The sequence below is a fragment of the Variovorax paradoxus genome, from assembly GCA_016806145.1.
GTDB lineage: Bacteria > Pseudomonadota > Gammaproteobacteria > Burkholderiales > Burkholderiaceae_C > Variovorax.
On the sequence record CP063166.1, the window covers coordinates 4,754,639 to 4,770,466 of the forward strand.

Here is a 15,828-nt window from a genome sequence, read left to right on the forward strand (position 1 = left end):
CGGCCGGGCGCCATCCCGTGGCTCCTCCTCCCCCCAGACCATCGAACAACAAGGGCCTGCAATGAGCCTGCAGTCGGCCGAGCTGCTTTTCCGGCAGGGCCAGTATTCCGCTGCGCAGAAAGTGCTGCTGCAGCTGCTGAAGAAAGGCCAGCACATGGCCGGCGCGAACCGCCTGCTGGGCTTCATCGCGGGCCAGGCGCAGGACTTCCCGCAAGCCATCGAGCGGCTGCGCGCCTCGCTGCGCTACGACGCGAATTCTCTCGAGAGCTGGTACTACCTCGGCGTGGCCTGCCAGAAGTCTGGCCAGCACCGCGCCGCGGCCGAGGCCTTCGGCGCGCTGCTGCAGCGCCAGCCGAACCTGTTCGAGGCCGAGCACGACCTGGGCCTGGCGCTGCTCGCGCTCGGCAAGGCCCGCGAGGCGCTGGCCCATTTCGACCGCGCGGTGCAACTGCGCCCGGACTCGTTCGAGGCCCACATGAACCGTGGCGCGGCCTGCGGCAAGCTGCGGCTGCATGCACAGGAACTTCAGTGCTACGAAAGCGCGCTGGCGCTGCAGCCAGCGCATCCCACGTTGATCGAGAACTACGGCACCGCGCTGTGCCAGGCGCGGCGCTTCGAGGACGCGGCCCGCCTGTACGAGCGCACCTTGAGCGAGCATCCCGGCGACGCCGCCTACGCCTTCGCGCGCGGCGGCCTGCTCTATGCGCGCGCGGCCAGCGCCGACTGGCGCGACTTCGACGCCCAGATGGCGCTGCTGCGCGAGGACATCCGCGCGCAGCGCGAATGCATCGAGCCCTTCGCGCTGCTGGTGCTGCCTTCCACGCCGCAAGAACAGCTGCAGGTGGCGCGGCTGCATGCGCAGCGCCACTACCCGATGGCGCCGCAGCCGCTGCATGCGCCGGCGCGCGCCGCGGGCGAGCGGCTGCGCATCGGCTACCTCTCGGCCGACTTCGGGCGCCACCCCACCTCGTTCCTGACCGCCGAGCTGTTCGAGCGCCACGACCGCGCGCGCTTCGAGGTCACGGCGATCTCGCTGCGCGAGAGCGACGGCAGCGCGATGCGCGCGCGGCTCGAGCGGGCCTTCGAGCGCTTCGTCGACGCGCACGAGCTGTCGGACGTCGAGACCGCGCAGGCCATCGCCGACCTCGGCATCGACATCCTGGTCGACCTCGGCGGCTACACCATCGACGCGCGGCCCTCGGTGCTGGCGCTGCGGCCGGCGCCACTGCAGATCGGCTACCTGTGCTTCCCGGGCACGCTGGGGGCGCCCTTCATCGACTACCTGGTGGCCGACCCCTTCCTGATCCCCGAGGCGGCGCGCGCGGACTACAGCGAGAAGATCCTCTACCTGCCCGACAGCTACCAGCCCAACGATTCGCGCCGCGAAACGGCCGCCGGGCCGCTGTCGCGCGCCGAGGCCGGCCTGCCCGAAGAGGCCTTCGTCTTCTGCAACTTCAACAATGGCCAGAAGCTCACGGCCGCGTTCCTCGACATCTGGCTGCGGCTGCTCGCGCGCGTCGAGGGCAGCGTGCTGTGGCTGCGGGGCGATACCGAGGCCTACCAGCGAAACCTGCGCGAGCGCGCCGCCGCCCACGGCATCGCGCCCGAGCGGCTGGTGTTCGCGCCCTGGGCCGAGCAGTCGGCCCACCTGCGGCGCCTGGCGCTGGCCGACCTGTGCCTCGACAACCTGCCCTACAACGCCCACACGACCGCGAGCGACGCGCTGTGGGCCGGGCTGCCGCTCGTGAGCTGCGTGGGCCAGACCTTCGCCGGCCGCGTGGCGGGCAGCCTGCTGGGCGCGGCCGGCTTCCCGCAACTCGCGGCCGAGTCGCCCGCGGCCTACGAAGCGCTGGCCCTGGCGCTCGCCACCGACCCGCCGCGCCTCGCGGCGCTGCGCGCCGAGCTGGCCGCCGCGCGCGGGCACTGCGCGCTGTTCGACACCGCGACCTACGCGCGCCACCTCGAGGCGGGCTTCACCACGGCGTGGGAACGCCACCGCGCGCAATTGCCGCCCGAGCACATCGTGGTGCCGCGTCTCGGCGCGTAGCCGGCCATGCCGTCTCCGGATCGCCAACCCTGCCCGGCCCGCCGGCAGGGCGTTGGCCTACGCACGTCGCGGTTTCAGCGTTCAGAGTGAAGACTCGTTTCGATCCTCCAACCTGACATCCAAGAAGGGAGACACTGGGCATGCAGATACAGGTCAACACGAGCAACGGCATCGACAACAAGGAAGCGCTCGAGCGCTGGGCCGACACCGAGATCCAGCAACAGCTGCAGCGCTTCCGCGACGACGTAACGCGGGTGGAAGTGCACTTGAGCGACGAAAACCACGAGAAGGCCGGCGAACGCGACAAGTGCTGCGTGATGGAAGCGCGGCTCGCGCACCACCAGCCGCTGGCGGTGAAGCAGCACGCGTCCAGCATGGACGAAGCCTTCCGCGGCGCGGCCGACAAGCTCAAGCGCCTGCTCGACAGCACGCTGGGCCGGCTGCACAACCACCGCGACCGCGAATCGATCCGCCGCGACGGCGGCATGGGGCTGGTGGCCGAATAGCCTTCAGCTTCGACGCGCGCGGCGCGAAGGCGCCGGCGGGTCCGGCTGGCGCGGTGGCCGCGCCGCCTCGGGCGCGACGGTGGGGATGAGCGGCGGGCGCTGCCCGCTCTCGATCCAGGCGTCGTAGAAGTCGATCTTGCGGTCGACCAGCGACAGCGCGCGCTTCCATTCGGCGATGGTCTGGTTCACGCGCTCACGGTGCGCCGCGAGCAGCGTGCGCCGTTCGGCCAAGGTGGCGCGGCCACGCAGCGCGAGCGCCGTGTATTCGCGCATCTCGGCGATCGACATGCCGGTGCGGCGCAGCCGGTCCATCAGGTCGAGCCAGCCGATGTGCGGCTCGCCGTAAAGGCGTCGCCCGCCCGCGTCGCGCACCACGCCGGGCACCAGCCCCTGGGTCTCGTACCAGCGGATCGCGTGCACGCTGCGGCCGGTGCGCTGCGCCAGCTCGCCGATCAGGAACGGCGTGCCCTGCGCGACGCCGCGCCGGGCCTCAGGCGCCGGCATCGGCCGGGGCCGGAAGCGCCGGCGCGTCGAGCGCCGAGGCCACCAGGCCGGTGTCGAAGTATTCGATCAGTTCCTTCACCAGGCCTCCTTCGAGTCGGTAGACGTAGCAATAGCGGTTGTTGTAGCGGCGCCCGGCATGGGTCAGCACGTCGCCGCTGAATTGCACCACCACCCGGTCCTCGTCGGCCAGGACGTGCTCGGTGCGGCTGGTGTAGGGGGTGGCGAACTGGGCGAACAGCGGGTTCAGCAGCTCCTCGCGGATCGCCTTCCTGCCGCGGTAGGTGCGCGACCAGGCGGTGCTGCCCTCGAGCTTCCAGGTCGCGTCCTCGGCGAAGCCCTCGAGGAAGGGCCGGCTGTTGCCCTGGTCGAGCTGGGCGTGGATGTGCTGGATGAAGGCCTTGTTGCTGGCGGCGGTGCTGATGGTGGTGGTCATGGCGATGTCCTCTCGAGCGTCGATGGAAGGCACCGGAGGGCCCGGTGAATTCCATTGGAAGTGCTCGTGTGCACTCGAGGTCAAGCGCCATGAACGGCGGGCGCGAATTCAGCCGCGCGCCGCCTTCGCCTTCGCGACCTCGTTCGCGCCCTGCGCGGTGCCGCTCTGGGGCACCTGCTCGCCCTCGCGCGCGCGCACCTCGTCGAGCCGCGCGGCCAGCTGCTCGGGCGTGTCGCCGCCGATGCCGATCCAGGCGCCCTGCGTGAGCGTGATGTGCGCGGCCTCGAAGGTGCCCGCGCCCGCGCACAGGATGGCGCGCGTGGGCGCGTTCTCGGCCGCCAGCACCAGCATCGCCGGCACCACGGCCTCGGGCTGGAAGGCCTCGAGCATGTCCGGCGGGAACAGGTCCTCGGTCATGCGCGTGGCCGCGGTGGGCGCCAGGCAGTTGACGCGGATGTCGTTCTTCGCGCCCTCGATGCTCAGCGTCTGCATCAGGCCCACCAGCGCCAGCTTGGCGGCGCCGTAGTTGCTCTGCCCGAAGTTGCCGTACAGGCCGCTCGAGGAGGTGGTCATCACGATGCGGCCGTACTTCTGCGCGTTCATCAGCGCCCAGACGGCCTTGGTGCAGTTGACGGCGCCCATCAGGTGCACGTCGACCACGAGCTTGAAATCGGCCAGTTCCATCTTGGCGAAGCTCTTGTCGCGCAGGATGCCGGCGTTGTTCACGAGGATGTCGACCCGGCCCCAGGCATCGACCGCCTGCTGCACCATGGCCTGCACGGCCTCGAAGTCGGTGACCGAGGCGCCGTTGGCGATCGCCTCGCCGCCCGCGGCCTTGATCTCGTCGACCACCGCCTGCGCCGCGCTCACCGAGCCGCCCGAGCCGTCGCGCGCGCCGCCGAGGTCGTTGACCACCACCTTGGCGCCACGCGCCGCGAGGGCCAGCGCATGCTGGCGGCCCAGGCCGCCGCCGGCGCCGGTCACGATGGCCACGCGGCCCTGGAAGTCGATGCTGCTGCTGTCGTTGCTCATGTCGTCTCGGTCTCTCGGAGGATGGATGGAGGGCGCGTCCGAACCGCACGCGCCGCGGCGCGTTTTACCTCAGAAAGTACCGTGCGCCGCACCCGGGGCGCTCCCGCCAGTCACTCGTGCGACGAGGTTTCCTGCAGGGTCTCGCAGTAGGCGACGAGCTGGTCGAGCTCGGCCGACTTGTCGAAGAAGGCGTCGGCGCCCAGCACGCGCGAGCGGTCGCGCATCTCGGCGGTGGCGTAGTTGCTGAGCACCACCACCTTCTGGTGCGGCGAGCGCTGGCGGCAGGCATCGAGCACGCCCAGGCCATTGCCGCGTTCGAGGAACAGGTCGACGATGGTCAGGTCCCAGGCGTCGCGGTGGCGCTGCAGCCAGGCCACGGCCTCGTCCTCGCTGCCGGCCACGGCCAGCACCTCGGTCTCGGTCACGTCCTCGAGGAAACCCACGAGGTTCTCGCGGATCACGGGGCTGTCTTCGACGAGATAGGCCTTGAGACTCATGATCGCCCGCTCCGGGCGATGCCCTCTGGCGCAGCGGCCGGAAGGCGCAACGGTGCGGGCGGAAAAGGCGGGTTGACGACGGCTTGCATGGCGCAATCCTCTCAGCCATGCGGCGGTGCAGCGTGAGTCAGCGGCACCGACCGCCTGTAGGCCACGGGCCAAGACGGCTGTCGTCAGCCGGTGGCCGGGCGGCCCCGGCTTCAGGCCGCGACGGCCACCCGCTGGCCCTTGCCCACGCCCAGGCGCGTGGGCGACACGTACTGCTCGCGGTAGATCTCGAACGGCAGGGTGTCGGCCATCTCGATGCGCTTCTGTTCCTGGATCGAGTCCTCGGTCATGCGCGCGAATTCGGCGCGCTGGGCATCGGAGAAGGGCAGCGCCATCAGCGCGACGCGGGTCTGCTCGGAACGCGCGCGGATGAAGCCGATGAAGGAGTTGGCATGCTCGTGCTCGATGGCCGCGAGCACGCGCGCCGAGGGCAGGCTGTCGGGGTTGCCGAGCGCCTCGCGCGCCGCGCGCACCGCCTCGGCATGGGCCGTGCCGCCGTGCGCGGCATCGATCCGCTCGGCGATCGGCGCGCACTGCTCGACCAGTTCCAGGCCCCAGTCGACCAGCGACACCGGCTGGCCGCCGCGCCGCAGCGCCAGGCCCGGCTCGCGGCCGCGCGCTGCCGTCAGGTGCTGGTTGTGCGCGAGGTCGGCGATCTCCTGCGGCGTGTCGTCGGGGCTGTCGCTGAGCAGGCAGTGCAGCAGGAACACGTCGAGGAAGCGCATGGTCTGGGCGTTGATGCCCACGGTCTCGAAGGGATCGAGGTCCATCAGGCGCACTTCGACGTATTCGACGCCGCGCTCGCGCAGCGCATGCAGCGGGCGCTCGCCGGGGTTGATCACGCGCTTGGGGCGGATCGTGCCGTAGAACTCGTTCTCGATCTGCAGCAGGCTGGTGCCGAGCTGGTTGTAGTCGCCGCCGAGGTTGCGGATGCCGATCGCCTCGTAGGCCGGCCACGGGCGCGTGAGCGCGTCCTGCAGCGAGGCGCCGTAGCCCTCGAGGCTGTTGTAGCTCACGGCCAGCGAGGCCTGCGCGTCGCTCTGATAGCCCAGGCGGCCCATGCGCAGCGAGGTGCCGTGCGGCATGAACATGCTGCCGTCGCCCAGCGGCTGCAGCTCGTGCGGACGGCCCGCGACGAAGCTCGAGCACAGCGCCGGCGAGGCGCCGAACAGGTACAGCAGCAGGAAGGCGTGCCGGCGGAAGTTGCGGATCAGCGCGAAGTACTCCTCGCTCGAGACCTCGGGCAGCGACCAGTTGTAGTGGATGCCCGAGATGGTCTGCATGCGGCGGCCGTAGCGGTGGCTCAGGCCCATGCGGTAGACGCTCTTGGCGCGGCCCACGTTCGACGAGCCGTAGCGGCCGATCGGGATGGTCTCGTCGGTCGGCAGGCCGCAGGGCATGCTCGAGACCCACATGCGCTCGTCGCCGAGCTGGTCGAGCACGCGGTAGGTGTATTGGTGGACGCGGGTCAGCTCGTCGAGCGCGGCCTCGGCGTCGCCGTGCACGCCGGTGATCAGCTCGAGCTGCGACTCGCTGAAGTCGGTCGTGATGTGCGGATGGGTCAGCGCCGAGCCGAGCGCGAGCGGATGGGGCGTCAGCGCGAGCTTGCCGTCGGGCAGCGCGCGCAGGCTTTCCTTCTCGATGCCGCGCCGCATGCCCTTCAACCGCCCGGCCGAGAGCGAACCCAGCCTCTCCTGCAATCTGTTGCTCATATTGTTATGACCCATCAATCTTCTGAGGGGCTGGAAGGTAGCACGGCGGCGCGGGCGCTGCTCGTGCAGGGAAACCCGCTGCCGGCTATGCTGCGGACTGCTATTTTTTCCATAGCACCACCTCCGGATTCAGCCATGCGATCAGCTCTTTTCGGGGGGCCTGGAAGCACCGCCCGAGCGGCCCGCGAGGCCGGCCAGGTCGATCTCCTCGGACTGGTAGACGTGCATCCGCGGCGGCCCGTCGGCCATCGCGGCCAGCGCCTTGCCGAAGGCGCGCGAGGCCTCGACGCGGAAATGCACCTGCAGCGCCGCCATGTCGCTCCAGCGCTCGACGAAGGTGAGCCGCAGCGGCTGCATCGCATCGGTCGAGACCTCGTGCGAGAGGCAGCCGGGCTCGGCGCGCGAGCGCTGCACGTGCTCGGTGCTGATCGCCAGCATGGCCTGCAGGGTGTCGGGCTTGGCGGTGGCATGGCCGATGACGAGGATCATGGGTGTCTCCTTTCGTTGTCGCGGGCGCCTCGGCCCGCCAGTTCAGCGTGCGAGCACGCGCAGCAGGAAGGCGTTGAGGTCGCCGATCTCCTCGATGCAGACCGAGTGCGCCATCGCGTACTCGTGCCATTCGACGGTGTAGCCCAGCGCCGCGAGCGCGTCGCGCGACTGCTGGGCACGCGCGATCGGCACCACCGGGTCCTGCCGGCCGTGGGCCAGGAACACCGGCGTGTCGTGGTTGGACGCATGGCGCTCGGCCGCGGTGGTGGCAGCGATCGGCAGGTAGCCCGAGAGGCCGACGATGCCCGCGAGCCGCTCGCCGTGGCGCAACCCGGTCATCAGCGCCATCGCGCAGCCCTGCGAGAAGCCGGCCACGACGATGCGCTCGGCCGCGATGCCGCGCGCCTTCTCGTTGGCGATCAGCGCCTCGATCGTGGCCTGCGAGCGGCGCAGGCCGGCCTCGTCCTCGCGCGCCACCAGGTCGGCCACCGCGATGTCGTACCAGGCCGGCATCTGGTAGCCGCCATTGATGGTGACCGGGATCACGGGCGCGTTCGGGAACACGAAGCGCACCGGGCCCACGCTGGCGAGGTCGAGCTCGTTGGCGATGGGCACGAAGTCGTTGCCGTCGGCGCCCAGGCCATGCATCACGATCACCGTGGCGGTGGGATGGGGGGCGGTTTCGATCTCGATGGGGGGACGGGACATGGTCGGTGAAAGTCGTGAAAAAGTACGCCAAACAGGCGCGGATGGCCGGACCTTAGCGCATTCGGGCCACCCAGGACATTGATCCAGCGCAGGCATGCGGTGCATCCCGCGCAGCCGGACGGCCGCTCGGCCGACTTGCGCGGCGCGCGCACGCCCCCAAGATGGTTTGCAAGAACCCCAGCGAAGGACCCCGCGTGAGCCATTCCCCACCCCTGGTAGACACCAAGCTCGGCGGCCTCGTGCTGGTCTGCGGCGAATGCGAGGCGCGCAAGGACGGCCCCTCGAAGCTGCAGGCCAGGCCGGTGCGCAAGGAGCTCAAGCACGAGCTGCGCGACCTGCCGCTGCGGCTGCGCGTGGTGCAGTCGAGCTGCCTGGGCCTGTGCCCGAAGAAGGCGATGGCGCTGGCGGCCGTGGCGCAGGGCCATGCGCCGCTGGTCGCGGAGGTCTGCCGCGACGAGGACGTCGCGGCCTTCGCGCGGGCGCTCGCCAAGTCGGTGCGCTGACCGGCGCCTTATTCGGCCTTGATCCCGTTCGCCTTCACGATCTGCGCATAGCGCTCGTACTCGGCCGCCACCTGGCCCTGGAACTGGCGCTGCGCGAAACCGGTGGCCTCGATGCCCTGGGCCGCGAGGTCGGCGCGCGCGGCCGGCGTGCGCACGATGCGGCCGGCCTCCTGCGCGATCGCGTCGACCACCGGCTGCGGCGTGTTCGCGGGCGCGAACAGGCCGAACCAGGTGCCCGCGCGGTAGCCGGGGTAGCTCTCGGCCAGGGTCGGCACCTCGGGCAGCAGCGGATGGCGCTTCTCGCCGCCCGTGCCCAGCGCCACCAGCCGGCCGCTGCGAATGTGCGGCAGCGCCGGGCCCACGGCGATCAGCATCACGTCGACCTGGCCCGCGATCACGTCCTGCATGCCCAGCGGGCCGCCGCGGTACGGGATGTGGGTCACGTAGATGCCGGCCTTCTGCTTGAACAGCTCCATGCCCAGCTGCTGCGGGCTGCCGTTGCCGGCCGAGGCGTAGTTGATGCGGCCCGGCTGCGCCTTGGCGGCGCGCACGAAGTCGGCCACGCTGCGATAGCCGGTCTTCGGATTGGCCACCAGCACGAAGTCGATCTGGCCCAGCGACACCACCGGCACCAGGTCGCGCCGCGCGTCGTAGGGCAGGCTGGCCTGCAGGTTCGGCAGGATGGTGATCGGGCCGTCGGCGCCCACCAGCAGCGAATAGCCGTCGGGCTGCGCCTTGGCGAGCCCGTCGGCCGCGAGGATGCCGGCCGCGCCGGCCTTGTTGTCGACCACCACCGGCTGCTTCCACTGCTCCGACAGCCGCGTCGAGAGGTAGCGCGCGAGCACGTCGGGCGAGCTGCCGGGCGTGTTGGCCACGGTGATGTGGACGGCCTTGGCCGGATAGGAAGCGGCGGGGGTTTGCGCCTGCGCGCCCAGGGCGATCGACGCGCCGGCCCACAACAGGAGGGCCGGCTTGAACAGGGAGGGGACGCGCATGGAGAACTTTCGGGTACGGGCTGGAGAACGCGCGCGATTCTGTCGCGCCGCCGCCCGGGCACGAACGACCCATTCGTCAGATGCTTAGGTCGATCCGGACATAAGCGCCCCGCTCAAGCCGTGCGCAGCGCGTCCAGGCGGCCGTAGAACGCGTCGACCTGCCGCTGCGCGCCCTCGCGCATCGCCGCGTTGCGCAGCGCGCAGCTCGCGGCGTCCTCCACCGCGCCGGCCTCGCCCACCTGGCGCGAGGCGTCCTGCACGAAGCGGCACATCGGATAGCGGCGCTCGCCGAAGGCGCGCAAGGTGGCGTCCGAGATGCCGTGGTCGGCCAGCATCTCGGCCAGCACCACCGCGTCCTCCACCGCCATCGCGCCGCCCTGCCCCATGAACGGCGTCGAGGCATGGGCCGCGTCGCCGATCAGCAGGAGGCGCCCCGCATGCCAGGGCAGCGGCGCCTGCACCTCCTCGACCGCCGTGTAGAGCAGCTCCGAGTCCGCACCCAGCTGGTCGAGGAAGGGCCGCGCCGGTCCGCCGAACTCGGCGAAGCGCTCGCGCATGCGCGCGGGCCATTCCTCCTTCGGATACCAGCGCCCGGCCGGCTCGGCGACGGTGCCGAACAGGTAGAGCCGGTCGTCGGCGATCGGCATGATGCCCAGCCGCTTGCCGATGCCCATCATCATGATCTTGGCCACCAGCGCGCGCGGCCGCTCGTGCACGCTGCGCCAGACGCCGAAGCCGGTGTAGCGCGGCGCGAGCGGTCCCGTCACCTGTTCGCGCAGCTGCGAGCGGATGCCGTCGGCGCCGACGACCAGGTCGAAGGCCTGCGCCGTGCCGTCGGACAGCAACACCCGCGCGCGCTCGCCCTCCATGTCGACCCGTTCCACCGTGGTCGCGAGCCGGATCTCCACGCCCAGCGCCGACAGCCGGTCTGCCAACACGCGATGCATCTCCGAGCGCTTGATGCCCACGATCGGCGCCGCGCCGCCCTGCGAGCGCGGATAGAACACGTCGACGATCGGCGCGCCGAGGTGATCGAGGTAGACGTTGCGCCCGTCCTCGATCGCGAAGCCGGCCTCGAGGATGCGCGGCAGCACGCCCACCGCGCGCAGCGCCTCGAGCCCGTTGCCGTAGATGAAGATGCCCGAGCTCTGGAAGCGCCATTCGGCCTGCTTCTCGACCAGCGTGACGCCGAAGCCCCGGCTCGCCAGCGCGATCGCCGCCGAGCAGCCCGCGATGCCGGCGCCGACCACGAGGATGCGTTCGGGCCGCCTCATGCCTGCACCGCCGCGAGCGCGGCGCTCACGCGTTCGATGTTCGACGGGTTGAGCCCCGCGACGCACAGCCGCCCCGAGCCCACGAGGTAGACGCCGAAGCGTTCGCGCAGCGCATCGATCCGCGCGGGTGCCAGTCCCGTGTAGCTGAACATGCCGTGCTGCGCCACCAGGTAGCCGGAGCCCGGCCCGAGCGCCCGATGCAGCGCCGTGCGCATCGCGCGCATGCGCAGCCGCATCGCCTCGAGCTCGGCGCGCCATTGCGCCTCGAGCGCGCGGTCCGCGAGGATCGCCTGCACCAGCGCCGCGCCCTGCCCCGGCGGGCACGAATAACTGCGCCGGATGCCGAGCTTGAGCCGGCCCAGCAGACGCGCCGCATCGGCGCCCGGCGCATGCACGGCGAGCGCGCCCACGCGCTCGCCATAGAGCGAGAAGATCTTCGAGAACGAACTCGCCACCAGGCAGGCGATGCCGCGCCGCACGCATTCGCGCACGGCCCAGGCGTCCTCGTCCACGCCCTGCGCGAAGCCCTGGTACGCCATGTCGAAGAAGGGCAGCAGGCCGCGCCGAGCGATGGTGTCGAACAGCGCGCGCCACTCGTCGTGCGAGGGATCCACGCCGGTCGGGTTGTGGCAACAGGGATGCAGCAGCACGATGTCGCCGGCCGGAAGCTTGCCGAGCGTGGCGATGGCGCCGTCGAGGTCGAAGCCGCCGGTCCTGCCGTCGTAGTAGGGATAGTGATCGACGCGCAGCCCCGCGCCCTCGAAGATCGCCGCATGGTTGGCCCAGGTCGGGTCGGGCATCCACACCGTGGCCTCGGGGGACAGGTCCTTCAGCAGGTCCGCGCCGGTCTTGAGCGCGCCGGTGCCGGCCACGGTCTGCACCACCACGATCGGCGCCGTTGCCGCCTCGCCGAACACCAGCCGCCGCACCGCGTCGCGGTAGGGCTGCGCTCCCTCGGTCGGCGCATAGACGCTGGGTGCGTCGGCCTCGGCCAGCAACGCGCGCGCCGCGCGCACCGAAGCCAGCGCTGGCACGCGGCCCTGCTCGTCGCAATAGATGCCGATGCCGAGGTTGACCTTGTGCGGCCGCGGGTCGGCCTTGTAGGCCTCGAACAGGCCGAGGATGGGATCGTCGGCATGAGCCGGCAGTTGATCGAACACGCGTGCTCCAGAAAGAAAAACGAAAGGAAAGACTCAGAGCCGCGTGCGCACCGACCACAGCTCGGGAAAGAAGCGGTGGTCGACCACGCTGCGCAGCCAGCCCACGCCGGCCGAACCACCGGTGCCGGGCTTGAAGCCCAGGATGCGTTCGACCGAGACGAAATGGCGCCAGCGGTACTGCGAGAACACGTCGGCGATGTCCATCAGCGCCTCGCCGAGCCGGTAGAGATCGTTCTCGGGCGCCGGGTCGCCGTAGACCTGCAGCCACGCGGCCTCCACGCCCGCGTTGAGCGCATAGCTGGCCGACCAGTCGCGCTCGAGCGCCTCGGCCGGCACGGGCACGCCGCGCCGGTGCAGCAGCGCGAGCACGTCGTCGTAGAGGCTCGGCGAATTCAGCGCGCGCTCCATGTAGGGCCATACATCGGGGTTGTTGGCATGCGCGCGCGCCAGCGGAATCGACTTGTTGCCGAGGATGAATTCCACGTGCCGGTACATGTAGGACTGCTGGCCCGAGGCGATGCCCAGCGTGTTGCGGAACTGGTTGAACTCGTGCGGCGTGATGGTCGAGAGCACGTCCCAGGTCTTGCCGAGGAACTCCAGCAGCGCGCGCACCCGCGGCGCGAGCTGCAGCGCGCCGGCCACGTCGTCGGCGCGCACGCGCAACTGCATGTTCGAGAGCTCGTAGTGGATCGCCTTGAAGCTCAGTTCCTTGCAGTGGGTGATGCACATGAAGACCATCTCGTCGTGGCCTTCGCTGCGCATGTGCTGCAGGCTCAGCAGCAGGTCGTTGCGCTGGTGCTCGAGGTAGGGGTTGCTGCGGCCCTCGAACTGGAGCAGCGGCTCGCCGTCGGTGTCCTGCACCGTGGCCGCGCGCTGGTGGTTGTCGCCGGTCGCGATCGGCTTGACCAGCGACAGCTCGAGCGCGGGATCGCGCACCGTGGGGATCGCGCGCTGCCGCCGGGGGCGCGAGGGGGAGGCCGTCATGTCGTCGTCTCTCTGGCCCGCGTGCTGCGCGGACCGTGATGGGGATGCGGCGATTCTTCAGGGCCGGGGCCGGCGGCTCAACCTCCGGCGCGCCGGATTTGGTCACCGTTCGTCCGTGACCGGACGATGACGGGGTTCAGGCGGCGCCGTGGCGCCGGGCGTAGGCGCTGGGCGTGAGCCCGGTCCAGCGCTGGAAGGCGCGCGAGAAGGCCTTCTCCGACGCGTAGCCCACCGACTCAGCGACCTGGTACAGGCTCAGCTGCCGGTTCTTGAGCTTCTCGGCCGCCAGCGTCATGCGGTAGGAGCCCAGGTAGTGCATCGGCGTCACGCCGACGAGCGCGCGGAAGCGCTCGCTGAAGATGGTGCGCGACAGATAGCTGGCCTGCGCCAGCGTCGCCACCGACCACGGATGCGCGGGCCGCTCGTGCATCAGCGCCATGGCGCGCGCGATGCTCTCGTCGTCGAGCCCGCGCAGGGTGCCCAGGCGCTCGGCCGGCGCCGCGGCCGGCTGCGCGTAAAGGTGTTCGCAGAGCACGTGCACCAGCAGCAGGTCGGCCATGCGCGCGGCCGAGAGCTGCCAGCCCGGGCGCTGCGCCACGGTCTCGTTGACCAGCGTCTCCATCGCCAGCGCGAGCGAGGCGGTGGTGGGAATCTGCGCCTGGCGCAGCACGATCAGCGGCGGCAGGTTCGCGATGATCGAGCCCAGCCCCTGGGCCGGCAGCCAAAGATGCAGCGAGAACAGCTCGGTGACCGGGCCGCCGCCGCCGTGCGAGAACACGATCGGATGGTCGCCGTGGCGGCCGGTGGAATGCGCGGCGATCAGCTCGCGGAACGGCCGCGCCTCGAGCCCCGGCGCCGACGACACGGTGTGCGCGCCGCCCTGCGGCAGCATCGCGATGTCGTGCGGCGCGATCTGCACCGGCTCGGCACCGGCCACCGAAATCCAGTAGGGCGCGCCGGTGCACAGGCGGATCAGCGGGCCGTCCACGCCGGTCGAGTGCAGCGCCCACGGCGCCGAGAGCGAGAAGCGGGCCGTGACGGCGCGCTCGGACTTGTAGCCCGCGAGCAGGTGGCTCAGTGCGTCGCCGTCGCGTCCCGTGTCCATGCTGTCGTGTCGTGGCGTCCGTGGTCTGTCCGATTGGCGCGGATTATCTGGCATGGAAGCCGGGCGATTCCCCGCCCCGCGCCCACGACGGCGCGGGATGCAACACAATGGCGGCTCGCATGAAGACAACGACCTCGCAACCGAAGCCACCCATGGCCCACGCAACCTTCGACAGCGAAAGCCAGCTGCGCGACCGCGGACTGCGCGTCACGCGCGCCGCCCAGACCGTGCTCGAGCTGCTCGAGCACACCTCCCAACCGCTCACGCACGACGAAGTCGCCGCGGCCTACACCACCGCCACCGGCGAGGAACCCGACCGGGTCACGATCTACCGCGTGCTCGACCGGCTGGTCGAGGTCGGCCTGTGCGACCGCCGCGTCGGCGCCGACCGCGTGAACCGCTTCGCGCGCCACGTCGAGGCCGCCTCGGGCAACACCTTCGAGTGCGACCAGTGCCACAAGGTGCTGGCCCTGCCCTCCGACCCCGAGCTGCCGAAGGTCATGGGCCGGCTCGGCCGCGCGCTGCGCAAGCAGGGCATCGACACCCGCCGCACCGCGCTCACCTTGCACGGCACCTGCGGCGACTGCGTGCTTGCCGAAGCCGCACCCGCGGCCCGGCCCGCCGCCCGCCCTACGCGTTCCAGGACGGGAAAGGGTCCGGCAGGTTCTGCCACCACGAGGCGCCGTAGCGCATCTCTTCCTCGGTGAGCAGGCAGGCATCGAGCCGCGCGCGCAGCGCGGCCTCGTCCATGCCGATGCCGATCAGCACCAGTTCCTGGCGCGCGTCGCCCGTGGCCGGGTCCCAGTGGCTCTGGATCAGCGCCAGTCCCTCGGGATCGCTGGGCCAGTGCTCGCGCGGCACCGCCGCCCACCAGAAACCCGCCGCGCCGTAGCGGCAGGCGCCCCCGGCTTGCGACCAGCTGCCCGCGCGCGTGGGCCGGCTCGCGAGCCAGAAGAAGCCCTTGGAGCGCACCACGCCCTCCCATTCCTGCTGCACCAGGTCCCAGAAGCGCCGCGGATGGAACGGCAGCCGCGCGCGGTAGACGAAGCTGCGGATGCCGTAGGCCTCGCTCTCGGGCAGGTGCTCGCCGCGCAATTCGGCCAGCCAGCCCGGCGCCTGCTCGGCCTGCGCGAAGTCGAACAGGCCGGTGTCGAGCACCCGGTCGAGCGAGATGCGGCCGAACTCCGACAGCTCGATGCGCGCGCGCGGATTCAGGCTCTTGAGGATCGCCATCAGCCGCTCGCGCTCGGCCGCGCTCACCAGGTCGGTCTTGTTGACCACCAGCACGTCGCAGAACTCGATCTGCTCGATCAGCAGGTCGACCACGGTGCGCGCGTCCTCGTCGCCGAGCGACTGGCCGCGCTGCTGCAGGCTGTCGGCCGAGCCGTAGTCGCGCAGGAAGTTGAAGGCATCGACCACCGTGACCATGGTGTCGAGCCGCGCCACGTCGGCCAGGCTCTTGCCGTCCTCGCCCGCGAAGGTGAAGGTCTCGGCCACCGGCAGCGGTTCGGAGATGCCGGTCGACTCGATCACCAGCTGGTCGAAGCGGCCTTCCTTCGCGAGCCGGCCGACCTCGATCAGCAGGTCCTCGCGCAAGGTGCAGCAGATGCAGCCGTTGCTCATCTCGACCAGCCGCTCGTCGGTGCGCGACAGCGCGGCCCCGCCCTCGCGCACCAGCGCGGCGTCGATGTTGACCTCGCTCATGTCGTTGACGATCACCGCCACGCGGCGGCCCTCGCGGTTGTGCAGGATGTGGTTGAGCAGCGTGGTCTTGCCGGCGCCGAGGAAGCCGGACAGCACGGTGACGGGGAGGCGTTGGGGCATGGCGTGG

The 15,828-nt window shown here is 71.0% G+C and carries 16 protein-coding genes and 1 pseudogene; 4 read left to right on the forward strand and 13 right to left on the reverse strand.

Going from position 1 to position 15,828, the window contains the following annotated elements:
- Positions 1–61: 61 nt before the first annotated feature.
- Complete coding sequence (locus INQ48_22185) at positions 62–2,047, forward strand: tetratricopeptide repeat protein (GenBank protein QRF56063.1); 1,986 nt, start codon at positions 62–64, stop codon at positions 2,045–2,047.
- 140 nt (positions 2,048–2,187) lie between these two features.
- Positions 2,188–2,553 (forward strand): HPF/RaiA family ribosome-associated protein, encoded by a 366-nt coding sequence (locus tag INQ48_22190; protein ID QRF56064.1) that lies wholly within the window; start codon positions 2,188–2,190, stop codon positions 2,551–2,553.
- A gap of 3 nt (positions 2,554–2,556) precedes the next feature.
- Here the strand turns inward: INQ48_22190 and INQ48_22195 are convergent, their stop codons facing one another.
- From INQ48_22195 to INQ48_22225, 7 genes are all read right to left on the reverse strand, one after another.
- A complete protein-coding gene (locus tag INQ48_22195) occupies positions 2,557–3,057 on the reverse strand; it encodes a MerR family transcriptional regulator (protein QRF56065.1) in 501 nt (166 codons plus the stop codon).
- Complete coding sequence (locus INQ48_22200) at positions 3,044–3,490, reverse strand: nuclear transport factor 2 family protein (protein QRF56066.1); 447 nt, start codon at positions 3,488–3,490, stop codon at positions 3,044–3,046. The genes INQ48_22195 and INQ48_22200 overlap by 14 nt, the downstream gene beginning before the upstream one ends.
- Positions 3,491–3,598: 108 nt before the next feature.
- Positions 3,599–4,522 carry an SDR family NAD(P)-dependent oxidoreductase gene (locus INQ48_22205; GenBank protein ID QRF56067.1) on the reverse strand — a complete coding sequence of 308 codons (924 nt, stop codon included), beginning with the start codon at positions 4,520–4,522 and terminating at the stop codon, positions 3,599–3,601.
- A 110-nt stretch (positions 4,523–4,632) separates the two neighbouring features.
- Positions 4,633–5,019 carry a response regulator transcription factor gene (locus INQ48_22210; GenBank protein QRF56068.1) on the reverse strand — a complete coding sequence of 129 codons (387 nt, stop codon included), beginning with the start codon at positions 5,017–5,019 and terminating at the stop codon, positions 4,633–4,635.
- Between the two features lie 200 nt (positions 5,020–5,219).
- Complete coding sequence (locus INQ48_22215; GenBank protein ID QRF56069.1) at positions 5,220–6,779, reverse strand: glutamate--cysteine ligase; 1,560 nt, start codon at positions 6,777–6,779, stop codon at positions 5,220–5,222.
- Positions 6,780–6,920: 141 nt separating this feature from the next.
- Positions 6,921–7,268, reverse strand: coding sequence for an antibiotic biosynthesis monooxygenase (locus INQ48_22220; protein QRF56070.1), 348 nt, complete (start codon positions 7,266–7,268; stop codon positions 6,921–6,923).
- Between the two features lie 42 nt (positions 7,269–7,310).
- The gene (locus tag INQ48_22225) at positions 7,311–7,976 is read right to left on the reverse strand and encodes a dienelactone hydrolase family protein (protein ID QRF56071.1); all 666 of its coding nucleotides are present in this window, start codon (positions 7,974–7,976) and stop codon (positions 7,311–7,313) included.
- Positions 7,977–8,170: 194 nt separating this feature from the next.
- Between INQ48_22225 and INQ48_22230 the strand changes: the two genes are divergently transcribed.
- Positions 8,171–8,479, forward strand: a complete 309-nt coding sequence (locus INQ48_22230) for a hypothetical protein (protein ID QRF56072.1) — start codon at positions 8,171–8,173, stop codon at positions 8,477–8,479.
- An 8-nt stretch (positions 8,480–8,487) separates the two neighbouring features.
- Here INQ48_22230 and INQ48_22235 read toward each other — a convergent pair whose 3' ends face one another.
- From INQ48_22235 to INQ48_22255, 5 genes are all read right to left on the reverse strand, one after another.
- The gene (locus INQ48_22235; protein ID QRF56073.1) at positions 8,488–9,474 is read right to left on the reverse strand and encodes a tripartite tricarboxylate transporter substrate binding protein; all 987 of its coding nucleotides are present in this window, start codon (positions 9,472–9,474) and stop codon (positions 8,488–8,490) included.
- Between the two features lie 113 nt (positions 9,475–9,587).
- The gene (locus INQ48_22240; GenBank protein QRF56074.1) at positions 9,588–10,748 is read right to left on the reverse strand and encodes an FAD-dependent oxidoreductase; all 1,161 of its coding nucleotides are present in this window, start codon (positions 10,746–10,748) and stop codon (positions 9,588–9,590) included.
- On the reverse strand, positions 10,745–11,908 hold the full coding sequence (locus INQ48_22245) for an aspartate/tyrosine/aromatic aminotransferase (GenBank protein QRF56075.1): 1,164 nt from the start codon (positions 11,906–11,908) through the stop codon (positions 10,745–10,747). The genes INQ48_22240 and INQ48_22245 overlap by 4 nt, the downstream gene beginning before the upstream one ends.
- Positions 11,909–11,941: 33 nt before the next feature.
- Complete coding sequence (locus INQ48_22250) at positions 11,942–12,892, reverse strand: tryptophan 2,3-dioxygenase (protein ID QRF56076.1); 951 nt, start codon at positions 12,890–12,892, stop codon at positions 11,942–11,944.
- Between the two features lie 136 nt (positions 12,893–13,028).
- Positions 13,029–13,997, reverse strand: a complete 969-nt coding sequence (locus tag INQ48_22255) for an AraC family transcriptional regulator (protein ID QRF56077.1) — start codon at positions 13,995–13,997, stop codon at positions 13,029–13,031.
- Between the two features lie 119 nt (positions 13,998–14,116).
- Between INQ48_22255 and INQ48_22260 the strand changes: the two are divergent.
- Positions 14,117–14,584 (forward strand): annotated as a pseudogene (locus INQ48_22260) (transcriptional repressor).
- Between the two features lie 43 nt (positions 14,585–14,627).
- On the opposite strand, the gene INQ48_22265 reads toward INQ48_22260, so the two are convergent.
- Positions 14,628–15,821, reverse strand: a complete 1,194-nt coding sequence (locus INQ48_22265; GenBank protein ID QRF56078.1) for a GTP-binding protein — start codon at positions 15,819–15,821, stop codon at positions 14,628–14,630.
- Positions 15,822–15,828 lie beyond the last annotated feature (7 nt).